The organism is Desulfosporosinus sp. OT, assembly GCF_000224515.1.
In the GTDB taxonomy this organism is placed as follows: domain Bacteria; phylum Bacillota; class Desulfitobacteriia; order Desulfitobacteriales; family Desulfitobacteriaceae; genus Desulfosporosinus.
Genome location: NZ_AGAF01000072.1, coordinates 1 through 13,744, shown reverse-complemented (window position 1 = coordinate 13,744; position 13,744 = coordinate 1). Strand labels below are relative to the sequence as shown.

General features: G+C 41.1%; 21 protein-coding genes. 18 read left to right on the top strand and 3 right to left on the bottom strand.

What is annotated here, in order from left to right:
- A partial coding sequence (locus DOT_RS27730) for a restriction endonuclease (protein WP_009615914.1) occupies nucleotides 1-509 on the bottom strand: 509 nt, incomplete at its 3' end.
- 244 nt (nucleotides 510-753) lie between these two features.
- On the opposite strand from DOT_RS27730, the gene DOT_RS06675 reads away from it, so the two are divergent.
- The 16 genes from DOT_RS06675 to DOT_RS06610 all read left to right on the top strand — a co-directional run bounded on the left by DOT_RS06675 (nucleotide 754) and on the right by DOT_RS06610 (nucleotide 11,680).
- The gene (locus DOT_RS06675) at nucleotides 754-936 is read left to right on the top strand and encodes a hypothetical protein (RefSeq protein ID WP_009615908.1); all 183 of its coding nucleotides are present in this window, start codon (nucleotides 754-756) and stop codon (nucleotides 934-936) included.
- A gap of 332 nt (nucleotides 937-1,268) precedes the next feature.
- The gene (locus tag DOT_RS06670; RefSeq protein ID WP_040411453.1) at nucleotides 1,269-1,556 is read left to right on the top strand and encodes a hypothetical protein; all 288 of its coding nucleotides are present in this window, start codon (nucleotides 1,269-1,271) and stop codon (nucleotides 1,554-1,556) included.
- Nucleotides 1,557-1,701: 145 nt separating this feature from the next.
- Nucleotides 1,702-2,523, top strand: coding sequence for a 5'-3' exonuclease (locus DOT_RS06665; protein WP_009615892.1), 822 nt, complete (start codon nucleotides 1,702-1,704; stop codon nucleotides 2,521-2,523).
- Nucleotides 2,524-2,712: 189 nt separating this feature from the next.
- Nucleotides 2,713-3,501, top strand: a complete 789-nt coding sequence (locus tag DOT_RS06660) for a hypothetical protein (protein WP_202798700.1) — start codon at nucleotides 2,713-2,715, stop codon at nucleotides 3,499-3,501.
- Between the two features lie 197 nt (nucleotides 3,502-3,698).
- Nucleotides 3,699-5,390 carry a DNA cytosine methyltransferase gene (locus DOT_RS06655; protein WP_009615880.1) on the top strand — a complete coding sequence of 564 codons (1,692 nt, stop codon included), beginning with the start codon at nucleotides 3,699-3,701 and terminating at the stop codon, nucleotides 5,388-5,390.
- Nucleotides 5,391-5,480: 90 nt separating this feature from the next.
- On the top strand, nucleotides 5,481-5,624 hold the full coding sequence (locus tag DOT_RS30325; RefSeq protein WP_157998426.1) for a hypothetical protein: 144 nt from the start codon (nucleotides 5,481-5,483) through the stop codon (nucleotides 5,622-5,624).
- A complete protein-coding gene (locus DOT_RS31370; protein ID WP_009615876.1) occupies nucleotides 5,602-5,778 on the top strand; it encodes a hypothetical protein in 177 nt (58 codons plus the stop codon). The genes DOT_RS30325 and DOT_RS31370 overlap by 23 nt, the downstream gene beginning before the upstream one ends.
- A 326-nt stretch (nucleotides 5,779-6,104) precedes the next feature.
- Nucleotides 6,105-6,482, top strand: a complete 378-nt coding sequence (locus tag DOT_RS06650; RefSeq protein WP_009615872.1) for a hypothetical protein — start codon at nucleotides 6,105-6,107, stop codon at nucleotides 6,480-6,482.
- A 54-nt stretch (nucleotides 6,483-6,536) separates the two neighbouring features.
- Nucleotides 6,537-6,950, top strand: a complete 414-nt coding sequence (locus tag DOT_RS06645) for a hypothetical protein (RefSeq protein WP_009615870.1) — start codon at nucleotides 6,537-6,539, stop codon at nucleotides 6,948-6,950.
- Between the two features lie 57 nt (nucleotides 6,951-7,007).
- The gene (locus DOT_RS06640; RefSeq protein ID WP_009615868.1) at nucleotides 7,008-8,210 is read left to right on the top strand and encodes a DnaD domain protein; all 1,203 of its coding nucleotides are present in this window, start codon (nucleotides 7,008-7,010) and stop codon (nucleotides 8,208-8,210) included.
- Nucleotides 8,113-8,985 carry an ATP-binding protein gene (locus tag DOT_RS06635; RefSeq protein ID WP_157998424.1) on the top strand — a complete coding sequence of 291 codons (873 nt, stop codon included), beginning with the start codon at nucleotides 8,113-8,115 and terminating at the stop codon, nucleotides 8,983-8,985. Before DOT_RS06640 ends, DOT_RS06635 begins: the two co-directional genes overlap by 98 nt.
- A gap of 1 nt (nucleotide 8,986) precedes the next feature.
- Nucleotides 8,987-9,361, top strand: coding sequence for a hypothetical protein (locus DOT_RS06630; RefSeq protein WP_009615864.1), 375 nt, complete (start codon nucleotides 8,987-8,989; stop codon nucleotides 9,359-9,361).
- Nucleotides 9,362-9,392: 31 nt separating this feature from the next.
- Complete coding sequence (locus tag DOT_RS06625) at nucleotides 9,393-9,641, top strand: sigma-70 family RNA polymerase sigma factor (protein WP_009615862.1); 249 nt, start codon at nucleotides 9,393-9,395, stop codon at nucleotides 9,639-9,641.
- Nucleotides 9,642-9,654: 13 nt separating this feature from the next.
- Entirely contained in the window at nucleotides 9,655-10,341 is a 687-nt protein-coding gene (locus tag DOT_RS06620; RefSeq protein ID WP_040411450.1) for a hypothetical protein, read from the top strand.
- 16 nt (nucleotides 10,342-10,357) lie between these two features.
- Nucleotides 10,358-11,029, top strand: a complete 672-nt coding sequence (locus tag DOT_RS06615) for a PspA/IM30 family protein (RefSeq protein WP_009615857.1) — start codon at nucleotides 10,358-10,360, stop codon at nucleotides 11,027-11,029.
- 372 nt (nucleotides 11,030-11,401) lie between these two features.
- Complete coding sequence (locus tag DOT_RS06610; RefSeq protein ID WP_009615855.1) at nucleotides 11,402-11,680, top strand: hypothetical protein; 279 nt, start codon at nucleotides 11,402-11,404, stop codon at nucleotides 11,678-11,680.
- Here the strand turns inward: DOT_RS06610 and DOT_RS06605 are convergent, their stop codons facing one another.
- Nucleotides 11,681-12,133 (bottom strand): DUF4231 domain-containing protein, encoded by a 453-nt coding sequence (locus DOT_RS06605; protein ID WP_009615853.1) that lies wholly within the window; start codon nucleotides 12,131-12,133, stop codon nucleotides 11,681-11,683.
- Nucleotides 12,134-12,142: 9 nt separating this feature from the next.
- Entirely contained in the window at nucleotides 12,143-12,547 is a 405-nt protein-coding gene (locus DOT_RS06600) for a TIR domain-containing protein (RefSeq protein WP_009615851.1), read from the bottom strand.
- A 262-nt stretch (nucleotides 12,548-12,809) separates the two neighbouring features.
- On the opposite strand from DOT_RS06600, the gene DOT_RS31005 reads away from it, so the two are divergent.
- Both DOT_RS31005 and DOT_RS31000 read left to right on the top strand, forming a co-directional pair.
- The gene (locus tag DOT_RS31005; RefSeq protein WP_009615849.1) at nucleotides 12,810-12,965 is read left to right on the top strand and encodes a hypothetical protein; all 156 of its coding nucleotides are present in this window, start codon (nucleotides 12,810-12,812) and stop codon (nucleotides 12,963-12,965) included.
- A gap of 596 nt (nucleotides 12,966-13,561) precedes the next feature.
- Nucleotides 13,562-13,705, top strand: a complete 144-nt coding sequence (locus DOT_RS31000; RefSeq protein WP_009615842.1) for a hypothetical protein — start codon at nucleotides 13,562-13,564, stop codon at nucleotides 13,703-13,705.
- Nucleotides 13,706-13,744: the final 39 nt, after the last annotated feature.

Genomic DNA, 13,744 nt, shown 5'->3' with positions numbered 1-13,744 from the left:
CGAGCAGCCTCCTTGGCACTAGGCTGATAATGGTTATTTGTAAAGACCATCATTAGGGTAAGTCCATATATGGCCTTTGCCGTAACGATGTTTTGAACAGCCTTATTATCCACCTTACTAGCGTAGCGTTTGCATTGGATACCTAGTCGGGCACCATCCCGATAGTGAATGATAAGATCACAGCCCTGGTCGCCGGTAGCGGGTGTGAATTCTGTTTTCAGAATCTTGTCTTTTTCTAAGACTCTGAAAAGCTTCTCGACAAATAACTCAAACTCTTGGCCGTTCATTTTGTCTACCTTGGCAATGCTGTAGGTGCCGTAAACTTTGTCCAGTTTCTTTAATTGCTTTTCGTGTCCCTTTTGAGTTGGTTTTTTAGATTTCTTTCTTTGGCGCGTAAGATTGGATAGGAATCTATTTACAAGTCCTGATATTGCGCCTAAAGCAATAGCTCCAAGGATGAGAAAATAAACCTCTTTCGGTGTTTGAGAGATTAAGTCTGTAAAACTCATGGTATCAGTCCTTTGCGGCATCAATTCATTAACCTGGATGAATCCACAATTGACTTTTTCGCCATGAAACGAGTTGTTTCCTCTTTATCCCATAGTGAAAAATCATGGTCAACTTGGTAGCACATCTTTTTAATGAAAAACACGAATTCAGATTATCAGATTTAGATTATTTAGACGCTAGAAATCTGAAGTTTGCTCTTAAGGCCATTGGATTAAGGTTTAGAAATTAAGAGAGGGAATTCATATGGATTTTATCAATTCCACATTCATCGTTTACAGCATTTACGTAACCTGTGACGCGGATCTTCGCAAAACGAATTCTCGGGTAGAGGAGTCAAGTAGAGAATGGACGTTAGAGGATGCGGTTAAAAAATACTCTGAATGGGAGTATCGTCGTGGTTTAGTCTTCGGTTGGGGCTCTGTATAAAGGTATCTAGATAGGTTCATGCGTTAAAAAGGGGGGAGAGGAGATTAGAAGGGTTAAATATACAGGCCAATATTGCGAGTGCAGGACGGAATTAACATCTTTAGATTTAGTATCCAGCAAATTATTTGCTAAGAATCCCCCTGTATGTGAACGGTGTTTAGCTTTGGGATTTTTAGTTAATGTCGATGAGTTTCATCGGATTCTTGAAATTAATTCAAGAATCAAGACCAAACGGAAAGCAACCAGAGCAGCTGCTAGGAAATACGCTCAAAGCCTTAAGCAAATCAGCGTGTTTGTAAGCTAAGCGATAAATACGGGAGGTGACACACTTTATGAGAATTAACCCCGTTGTTCAGACAAGCAAATGTTTAGGGAGAAATAACGTTAGCAGAAGTCCAGGCAGAGGGATATCCGTCTATGGGAGTTTTCATAGAAGCGTGGTTAGATATCTTTGGTTACTGGGACCCAAAGCAAACTATCCAGCTTGTATCTATAAGGAGGATAGCATGATTGAAGTGTTGATAGTTATAGGTCTTTTCGCCTCATTGATGTTAGTCGTTGATATGAGTTGCGAAGCTGAATCATCTTGTCATGGCTCAGATCACGGGACTAATTTATGAAGAGGTGTCGATTATGAAATGCCCGGAGTGCGGAAATTCTGTGGTACCGGAGGGCGGTTGTATATACTGCCCTTCCTGCGGATGGAGCCCATGTAATGGGTGACACGGTTAAACCAAATTTGCTTTTACGTAGGGAGGTATGAAAATGCTTTTGCTTATCGATGCCAATAACCTACTCGCCAGATCCTTTTATGGAAGGCAGCCATTTTATGATACGAAAGGGAAGTCCATTCATGCTGTTTCTGGCTTATTGAACTGGGTGCTTAACTTTAATCACGCGCATAAACCCCAAAAAATCATCGCTTGTTGGGATTCTAACGATCCTACCTTTCGCCATCAACTTTATCCGGACTATAAAGCTACTCGAAAGCAGACACCGACTGAGCTTTCAGACCAAGTTCCACGGGCTAAAAAAGCATTGGAAATTCTGCGTGTTGAACAAGTAGAAGTTAGGGGGTATGAAGCAGACGACATCATCGGTACACTAGCGGCTAGATCCAACGATTACGTCAGGATTGTTTCCGGAGATAAAGACATGTTTCAGCTAATTAACCGTAATGTGATGGTTAATTATTTAAGGGCAAGGAGAGCCCCATTACAATTAACACTTTTTAACCATGAAGAAGCTTACGGTATTGATCCAGGGCAGTGGGTGGATTATAAGGCGCTTGTGGGTGACCCATCGGACAATATTCCGGGTGTTCCGAGAATAGGGGAGAAAACCGTGTGGCCGTTATTGAAACAAGGTCTTACATTAAAAGATTTACTTGCGTGTCCGGACATTTTGCCAGCTAAAGCGGCACAAAGGTTGACTGAATTTAAAGACCAAGCGTTATTAAGCTATAAGCTGGCTAAGATTGATTGCAATGTAACAGTTGATATGCCTTTAGGATCTACCATTGATGTCCAGTCCCAGTTGTCTAGAAAAACCTTACGTGCACTGGGACTAAACAACAAAATCGCGTAAAGGCATACTGCTGCGGTAGTGGGGACTCTTTCACGAGCTTTAAGGAAGGGGAAAGTGATGCCAAAAATAGAGTATATAAGCAAAAATTTCGGAGTGGATAGACTTGATCTGATTAACAGAATTAACAGCGTTATAGATGACTATTCGGCGCAAGGGTACAGCCTCACACTTAGGCAGGTATATTACCAGATGGTTGCCCGAGCTATTATCCCAAACAACGAGAGATCGTACAAGAACCTGGGTGTCTTAATTAGTGAAGCTCGTTTAGCCGGACTCATCGACTGGAACGCTATCGAAGATAGGACAAGGAACCTGAAGGGAAAGTCTCACTGGCAGACACCTGGAAGTATGATCGACTCTGCCGCCTACTCCTACCACCTGGACCACTGGAACGGACAAAAGAACTATGTTGAGGTGTGGGTGGAAAAGGATGCTCTTGTTGGAATCGTTGGACAGATATGTGGCGAGCTTGATGTTAACTTTTTCTCGTGCCGTGGTTATGTTAGTCAGTCGGAAATGTGGGGAGCAGCTAGAAGGCTAAAGCGGAGGCAGGACAATGGTCAGCAGATCGTTCTGCTTCACCTTGGGGATCACGATCCAAGTGGCAGGGATATGAGCAGGGACATTCAGGATCGACTTGTCACATTCGAGACTCACGGCGTTGACTTCCACCGTCTGGCCTTAAACATGAACCAGATTGAGCAATACGGTCCACCGCCCAATCCAACCAAGATAACCGACAGTCGAGCGACTAAATATATTCAGGAGTTCGGACATGAATGTTGGGAGTTGGATGCTTTAGAACCGCAAGTAATTAGTGACTTAATTAGCAAAAACGTGAGGAAGTATAGGGATGACAGGCTTTACAAATCAGTGCTTAAGCAAGAGCGTGAGGAGAAAGGCATGTTAGAAGAAGTTGCCCAGCACTGGAGCGGGGTCGCCAACAACTGGGATGATATCAAAGAGAGGTATTGTTAAGGTGGAGTTGAATGTTTGAGCGACAGGCGAGACGCCAGAGGTCTTGCTACAGGATTATAAAGCAGCAACTCATAAAGAGAAGATCATATTTGAACAAATGGCTTCAGGGTAAAGTTGGAAAATATGCTTTAAATTCTAAAAACTTATAGAACTAAATATAAAAACTTCACAGGTGAATAAGAAAAGGAGGGCAATGGTTGCTAAGAACCAACGAAGAAATATCTGTGGACTTGTTCGCGGGAGGCGGAGGAGTAAGCGAAGGTTATAAGATCGCAACCGGCAGGGAAATAAACATTGCGGTAAATCATGATATTGCTGCTGTTGCTATGCATAAAGCAAACCATCCGGGGACCTTACACTATTGCGAATCCGTTTATGATGTTGACCCCGTTAAAGTTTGTTCAGGCCGCAAGGTTGGGTTTCTTTGGCTTAGCCCAGACTGCACTTATTTCTCCGTAGCTCTTGGAGGAAAGCCAATTGAAAGAGGAATCAGGGCTTTGGCTTGGGTAGGAGTAAAATGGGCAATTGCAGTCAGGCCGAGAGTCATTATGGTGGAAAATGTTCCTGAATTTCAAAACTGGGGTCCTTTGGACGAAAACAATAAACCAATCAAAGAACGCAAAGGCGAAACATTTAGAGCATTTATTGCCGCCTTGACGACCGGGCTTGATCCAGACTCCCCAACATGGCCTGAAATTATGGAAAGCTTAGGAGAATACTTCGATAAAGAACAATTAGTCAAGGGCCTTGGATACGATATTGAGTGCCGTACACTGGTTGCCTGCAATTATGGTGCTGCGACATCACGGGAACGTTTTTTCTTGGCTGCCCGCTGCGATGGAAAGCCAATTAAATGGCCGGAAGCAACTCATGGAGATCCGAGGAGTGCTGGGGTATTTGAAGGAAAGCTAATGCCATGGAAAACGGCCGCAGAGATTATTGACTTCACGCTGCCGGCACCATCGATATTTGACAGCAAAGCTGAAATTAAGAGGAAATACGGACTGAGGGCTAAACGTCCGCTGGCTTCCAAAACGATGAAGCGAACTGCTCGGGGCTTGGATAAGTTCTTTATTAAAAATCCTGAGCCCTATATCATCCAGGTCAACCATGGCGGGGATAATTTCCGCGGACAATCTATCCACGAACCCATGCCGACACTTACGGTGAAACATGGATACGGCATAGTAGCCCCAGTACTTATGCAGTATCACGATAGTACACAAGCCAGAGGCCAAACAGTTGACCGGCCATTGATGACCATTGATACATCACCACGATACGCTCTTCAAGCGATATTTTTGTCAAAGTATTATGGCCGGGGAATCGGACAGGCAATAACTGACCCGGTTCATACTATCACAACTAAAGATCGCGAAGGAATAACAGTGGCCTATATCCAGAAGTTCTATAAAACGGGTCTTGGTCAAAACGTTAATGAACCTCTTCACACTATTACTACTTCTGCTGGTCATTTTGGGTTAGTCAATGTTCAACTTGTCAAAATACGGCCCGGACAAAACCTTCACCATTGGCCGGAAGTCAGAGATATGCTTACTCAGTATTGCGGATATCAGATAAGCAATGATGAGGTACTAATTTTTGAAATTAACGCCTCTTGGTACTTTATTTCGGATATTGGATTAAGAATGTTTACCCCGAGAGAGCTGTTTAATGCCCAGGGATTCTCGCCTAAGTATATCATCGATGTTGATTATTATGGTAATGCTTATCCAAAGTCGGAACAGGTAGCTCGATGTGGACACAGTGTTCCGCCGCCGTTTGCAACGGCCCTGATTTGGGCAAACATGCCGGAAATCTGTATGCATGTCGACGACTGGGACGAATGGGACAAGAATCATCGAAGACGGCAGATGAGCCTGTTTTAATTTTTGGCGGGAGTATCAAGCAAAAGTTCTTTGAAGACCGGTACCCGAAATTAAGCCTGAGGTTAAATTAATCATTAGGATGTGATGCTGATGAGTGCTACATGCTTGAGTGAACCTAAATGGGTAATAGTTCGTCAGGACCATATTTGCCAGAGATGCGGGAAGAAAATTTCCAAAGGCGAGGAAGCGGTATCAAGTTCATTCGCTGACGGTGGCGAAGCATGGACGTTCTAAAAATGCCCTGAATGCCGTGAATATTTCAACGCTAATTGCTATGGTTGCACGGACTTCGAAATATGCATTTGGCTTGATTATGCCATCGGAACTATATCAGAATGTCAGCGAGAAAGAGCTCGTTGATGAAATCTTCTGGTATGTATGTCTATAAGGAGGACAATATGATTGCAGTATTAATAGTTATTGGCCTTTTCGCATTATTGATGCTCGTCGTTGGCATGAGGAAGGAAGCTGAATCACCTTATGAAGGGTCAGATCATGGAACCAATTTATAAAAAGGTGCAGACGATGAAATGACCGGAATGCGGAAGCTTTACGCCACCGGAGGGCGGTTGTGTGTACTGCCCTTCCTGCGGATGGAGTCCATGTAGGGGTAACACAGTAAGCCTTACTTTACTTTTACGAAGGGAGGTATGGAAGACGGCTTGGTGGTGGAAACGCTTTTACGGATTATTTCAAGAGAAATGAGGAGTATTTATGAAAGTTAAAGTTATTGACCCTCAAAGCCCTTATTGTGGGCAAGAGTTTGAAGGTGGGTGCCTTTATTATGATATTAACCATACAGGGAGTAGCCCTGATTTATTTCAGATAAAGACACCAGAGGGAGAAAGGCGAATCCTTTCAACCTCGATTGATGTTGAGCATTATTGGAATCAAAGACGAGATGAACATATAAAGAAACTCGGTGCCAATGTAGGCGATACAGTCCTAATTACAAGGTCAGGCGGAGGATCTTTCAAGCAAGGTTTTGATTTATTAAAACCACACAAAATCACGGGCATAAATTCAAGTGGGTATGTTGAATTTGACAATGGAGAGGCAACCACTTTTAGACCCGATGTGAAAGTTATTTAGCGATTTATATGGAACTCCAAAATAATACTTATCAACATTTGGAAGTGAGTATATATGTTTAGCTTACAGAGGGAAGTAGAATGGATTTTTGAATATACAGGCGACTGCGATTGCTTTATAACGAATGATCAATTTTCAAGGACCTATCAGCTATCGGATGATACCTTATCAATAACTAAGGTCAAAGACTTAATAACGGTAGCATTTGCAGACGTTCATTTCGAATTTAAACACCTAAAATACAATCCCAGTTGGTACCCAATCCAGGTAGTAAAAAACAACGAGGTCATATCCATTGTTATTGATTATGAGAATGGCCGTGCTTACAGTGCCCGAAATTATAATCGATTTTGGGATTTAGCCGAAGAGATAGGCAAGATGATCGCGGGTATGAATGCTGAGGTCTTGGGTACGGTTCATGAACCGATAAACGAAAAAACTTTATTCGAGCAAATGAGCTTTTGGTAATGATCTCAATGAAGAGGTATAAGTTATGAATTCACTTAAGGCAGGTGTTAGAAATTAATGAAATTACACAATCGTCAACTCAAAGGAGACTTTTTTTCTGATCCAGATATTCTCCAATGGCCCCGTGACAAACGATTTTTCTATGCTGGATTAGTGCAGATAGCCGACGATTCAGGTTGTCTAGACGATAATGAATTCTCATTTAAAATACTAATTTTTCCTTCTCCTCTCGATGCAGATTTGACGATTGAGCGATTATCAATATGGAAAAAGGAGCTGATTGCTGAAAAGAAATTGATTAGCTATACCTCTCAAGGAAAAAAGTGTCTTTATGTTCGTAATTTCTGCAAACACCAAAAAATAAAAAATCCTACTGCTCCTAGTGTTCCCTTGCCTGTATGGGTTTCCTGGATTCCTTCAAAGAGCAACGAATACGCTGGAAGATATGCCTTTGATCAAGATAGGTTTAACTCAATTTTGCATTCTCCTGATGATGTTCTTAGTAATGACTTAGATAGTTCTTATAAAGTTCTTACTAATGTCTTACAAGAACCTTATGAAGAACTGACAGATGTCTACCAACTAAAACTAAAACTAGAACCTAAACTAGAACTAAAAGAGAATACGGATGATGAGGATGATAACGCGCAGGCGCGCGAAGAAATCAAGAATCAATCGCTTGAAGCTATCCAGGAAGAGCCAGAAAGCCCAATCCTGGAAGTAGGGACGACTGAAGTCGATGATGTTTCGCTGCCAGAGGATACCTTTAGACTGCCAATAGGGCTTGACCCAACATCAACTGAGCCAGAAAAGCCAGTTCATGGTAATGGCCTTGGATTTCAGGCCATTACCTTCGCTGAATTAAACTTTGGCAGAATACTTTTGCCAATCGAGCGCAGCAGTATCTCTGACTTTTGTCGTCAATTCAAAAATAGAGCGAGTCCTGACCCGGATGCCATCGTCATCGAAGGCATAAAGCGCTGCGTGGAGCATTACCACTGTGAGATGAGCTATCTCAAGCGCATTATATTCAACTGGCTTGATTATGGCGTCGTTGATTTAAGCCATATTGCCCACGCTGACGCAGAACGGTCTATGCAAAAAATGCATAATCAAAGTTCTGGAAAACACGTGAAAACTAAATCGCGAGGGGGAAATGACAATGCAAAAAATCTCGGAACTTCTAGGCAGCGAATCAACGACACGGCGGCCTATGACCCTAGTGCCTGGGCTAGAGCAGGATTCGCGGTTACCACATGAATTGGTTTATACCTGCACTGATTGTGGTGCCATCAACGAACCGATTTTGGTAGAATTTCCTGCGCGTTTAGGGGGCGCAAAGTATATACGACGCCGATGTCAATGCATGTTGCGAAAAAATATCGAAGCCGTTGAGCGAGCTAAAAACTTCGAGCGAACACAGAGATATGAGCGTTATTTCAGCTTCTCAACGCTAGGGAAACGCTTTAGTAGCAAGTCGTTTGAGAATTTTAAAGCAAGTAAAGAAACGGCAGCTGCCTTAAGAAAGACAAAGGAATTCGTTAATAAGATTATCAAAGCAACTTCTTCTGACGAAGAGAGAGCCCAAGGTGTGATATTAATCGGTCCTGTTGGGACAGGTAAGAGCCATTTGGCAGCGGCAGCCTTCAACAAGCTTAAAGAATCGAAGGCATGTATTTTTGTCAATGTCCCTGAATTGCTTGAACGAATACGAGCTTCGTATAGTTCAAAATCAAACGAAAGAGAGGATGATATTGTCAATGCGGTTAAACAATGTGACGTCCTTATCCTTGACGACCTCGGGTCCGAGCGCCATAAAGGTGATGATGACTGGGCGACGGAAAAGCTCTTTACCATTGTGGATTTTAGGTACCGTAATATGCGTCCAATTTTTTGCACTACAAACTGCCAACCGAACAGCCTGGAAGATAAAATAGGGCCGAGAATCATGTCCAGGCTACGTGAAATTTGTGATTTAACTCCATGCTTGGGTGAGGATTATCGCTATCGCTGTGTGTTTGAAAGGAGGGCTTAGAATGTCAGCAGTGGATCGGGCGGTTGAACTTTGTCTGCCTATGGTTCAATATCATGTTTCACCGTTCAGGTGTTATTATTACAATCCCAGAAAATACACGCCTGTAAAACTCATGAAATGGGCACAAAAATATGTGATGAATCGGCAGTACATGACGCTGATAAAAGCAGCTCAAGTAATGGGTATGGAGCCGGTGCCTGGAGAATTATTTATGCGTAACTTAGGAAGATACGGCTTCGATCAACGAAAGGTAAAGATCGGTAGACTCTCGTTTTACTTATTAAAGACCGAAGAAATGAAGCCTGGACTAAGAAGCAGATATCAAGAGTTCAAGGAATTAATGACGCGACATTTTAGTAAGAGTCTTACTCTGTAATATATAGGATGGGGTGAAGGGGGGAAATGGGATGTCAGAACTTCGTGAGCCTGTAGAACTTGAATTATATCCCTTTTTGGATGACCAACGTCGAGCCGCGGTTGACCAATTCTTAGAAAAACTAGATCCCCGTTTCAGGACTTTTGCACTTAAGCGCTACGGTGAAGGTAAGACCATCCCACAGATAGCTGAGGAAATGGGGTACAGTGAACGCAATCTTTTCAAGTTTAGGAAGAGGATTTTAAGATGCTGGTATTTTCAGAGACAAAGAGTTTCTTAGGTTGGTATAGGGGGTGTCCGCGATAACGGATCAATTATTTACTCAAGATCTAAAATTAATCTTTTCTCAAATGATGCCTTTGTTTTCAACTTTAATCAGAACCGCTGGAGCCATTTTGATGATAACAACTTTGCTTTCAAGCTTTGCTAAATTCTTTAGAAACGATGGAGATCCCGGGGAAATAATTCCTGGGCTATTAGGCTCGTTAATGATTGGAGCTTTATCTTTTGGGTTACCATCCCTTTTTGAAGGTTTAATGATAGGACCCAAAGACAACTCAATAGCTTCTTCTCCTTTCGATTCACTCCCATTGAAGACCATAGGTATTGGATTAGGTATAACCATTATCATCATCACAGCTAGCCTTGTCGCGTGGCATGTTTCAAAGTCATTGAGAGATAAACGAGCAACGGAAAAAGGCCACCAGAAAGTAATGCATGAAATTAGGCGTTTGCGTTCACGTATTGCGGACGGGGCCTTCGATGAGCAAGGGCTTGATATCCTGAATGCCCTTGCATATGTTGAGGATTCACTTATCACGTTCAAAGTCTATAAAGCAGAGGCCACACAGGTAGAACAGTTAAGTCTCTTAAAAGAGGTCAAACCAAAACTCAATGAGATTATTACTCGTTTTGGCAACGCATGGAAGGATACGGCCATAGAAAGTGCGTTGAAGAACATATCAATCTTAAGCAAATAAAAGGAGGATTACTGCTATGAGTATTTTCGCAAAAGTTAAGGACCTTTTTCAAGCAAACGTAAACGATATGGTAAATAAGGCGGAGGATCCAGAGAAAATGCTTAATCTGTATGTAGAACAGGCTACCGAAGAGGTGCGGTCATTTCAGATCCAAGTTAATCGAGCAGTTGCCGACAAAATTCAATTGGAGGAATATATCAAGCATGCTCAGGAAGATATAGTTGCTCGCACGGCTCAGGCCACTGAGGCGGTTAGGGCTGGAAAGGATGAACTAGCAAGAACAGCACTTAATCTAAAAAAGCAAGCTGAGGCTAGCCTAAAAGATTATCAGAACCAGTTAGAAGAGCAGACCAAAGCTTTGCAAGATTTGCAGGAGAACCTACGTATATTAACAGAAAAGCTTTCCAAGGCAAGAGTTGAACGTGACAATCTTATAATGCGCCAACGACGTGCAGCGACTATGAAGAAGGCCAATGAGGTTATATCAGGGATTACTGGTAACAATCCTCTTTCAAATATTGATCGGTTTAAGGGCAAGGTGGAGCGCACAGAAGCGGAGGCCAAGGCCACCTCGGTTATGGTTACGCAGGAGTCGGAGGATCCGTTTGCGGAGTTGGAACATGCTAAGGCTGAACAAGATATTGAGACGGAGTTGGCTGAACTGAAGAAGGAAAGTGGAATAGAGTAAAAGTGCCATTGAGCAAAATACTTGTATAAATTGCGATAATTTCAACAAGGAATTCAGCTCTAAATCGGGGCTGAATTCCTTGAAGGATTCCTCTCCGCACATTAAAATAATTATTTGAATATTACGTAAAATAGGGACATTAGGATAGTGCTTGGTGTTACAAAGCGGGATCTAGGGCTTTGTTAAAATTGCCATGGATAGGTACTCAAGTAACTAAAATAGATTTGCAATTGCCGCTTAACTAGTGCTTCCATGACGATGTCTAGAATCCCTTTAAGGATGTGTCATTATCCTATGTTCAGGAATAATATGATTAAGGTTTATTGGTTAAAGTATCTAATAACATGTAATAATATATTTGAGGTGACCATTATGATGAAGTATATTAAGAATCCAATACCTGTCGAGGCAATTGAATATAGGCGTGGACTCGAAGATGGTTTTGACGATATAAAAGTAGCCATAGAATTTGGATTAGATATACAGAATTATGTTAGTCCTGTTAACTCAGATAAAGTTCCCTTTATTAAAACTCTGGAAGGAAAACACTATATTTGCAAAGGAGATTATATCATAACTGGAGTTGATGGAGAAAGATACCCATGTAAAAAGAACATCTTTCTAAAAACTTATACTCTGCTTAGTTCCTAATTATTTATGATTGTCGGTCTTATAGGTATTTTTGAATTGATCAAGTTCCTTTATTCTCCAATTTTTATTTTCTTGGTCAATTGTATTAATAGCTTTATCAAAAAATAATTGTTCTCTATCATCTCCCTTATAAGGCGATAATTCACATGTATAACGATCTTTTTCAAGTTTTAGGCTTTCAGTTGTACTTCTATAATCAATCCATTTTCTATGGAATCCAAATGAAGACTTAAACATTGTTATCAAAGCAACAATAGTTCCCATTAGAGCAACTATATATTTAATCATTGAGCAGAAATCAAAAAATAGAGTTACAACAGGAATAAGTGCCGATATTACACCTTCCAGTACAAAAAATGTATAGTACAACCTTTTATATTTGATGGACCTCCTATCGTAATATTTAATGTAATTATCTACACAATCTATTACATTACCTTTGGTATTTATCACGATACGACATCACCTCAGTACATTAATTTTCTCAAGTTCGTCTTCGATGATTTGTATAGCGTTTATAGGAGGGGAGGCATAGTAAATACTATTAATAAATTCCGGTATCCTAGCATCCGAATTAGCAGTAATACTATTATCTATAATGATAGGGCAGATTTCTTTCGATAGGTTTTTAGCTTCAAATATTTCGCGTTGTATATGATCACTATTTAGAGAATTATTAGTTATAAAAACGACAAATAAATCGGTTCTGGGCAGTTTTGTTTTGATAATCTCATCCATGGTAATAGGGTCTGAGTCTTGATTGTAATACCAAAATTCACAGCATTTACTTAGAGGCTGCAAGTTATCTAAAATAGTTGCAAACAAAGTTTTATCCTTACTACAATAAGCCAAAAAAATATTTATCATCTTAATTAACCTCCGTTGAATATTTATATGTGTATAGACTAATATACATGCTATATATTTTGACATTGTCTCTTCGCAGCCTTATAGTCGCAGGTAAATTTCAAAGTGGGGATTATATTGAATAAATGAACGCAGTTCATGAAAATAAAGTAGAACATAATTATTTAGCGCCTAATACACATTAGGCGCTTCACTTTTTGTACAGTTTTTGTTCATTGTGCAAGTAGAGAGACTGAATCTATAATTAAGCAAGGTGATTAACATGAATTACCAAGTACAAACGCCTCACGGTTTCTTTGAAGTCATCCAAAGCCTAAGCTATGGCGACATGATCATAGCGGGAATCCTGGTTGTTATCGCGGTATTAGTAGGTATCAAAGTTATTTATGATGTCGCGGACCGAGAGGGATATATCTGATGTGGCCGGTGATGGATAGTCATAGCTTAGTCGCAGTCTATGGCTTCGTGATTCTTGCCCCTGTAATAACGTCTCTATTCATCTCAAAGTTTATATCCTGGTGGGGAAATAGGTGATCCTATGGATTATAACTTCAACTACTGTGTTTTGTGGTTTTTATCGAATCCATTTTTAGTTACTGTCATTGGTTATACTTCGTTGGTATTGGGCATCTTCGTTGCGATTTTAAAGTTTGGTAGGTGATGAAAGAATGAGTTTCACAGTCGATATGACATCGGTCTACCAACAATTCGCGAATATTTTCGGGAGTCTAACACCACTGCTCTGGCCGTTCATCGGCGCATTGCTCGCCTTGTTTGTCTTTGGAGGTATCATTAACATTTTAAAAACTTACCAAAAAAGTTAGGTGAGGACATGTTACTTAACTATGATATCAATCTCTTCTATCAAGCGTTTGGGTCCACGATGACAAGTTTATGGCCTATCATAGCGCCAGCCTTCGCAATTATGTTGGTTGGACTATTATTAGGTGGCATAATAGCAATTTTCCGTAAATGGCAAGATGGATAAAAAACTAATAGAAAGGAAGGATCAATATGAGTCTGGCAATTATTCCTGCCGATGTACTTGGTTATATTGGTGATGTCTTCAATGCTATTTGGCCCGTATTGGCTGTTGGATTAGGGATCATGGCGGTACCCATGGTCATTAGAGCAGCCAAGAGCGCTTTTGCCCGCTAAGGTTTAAGCGATCTAATTCCCTTTTGTATCTCTCAAATA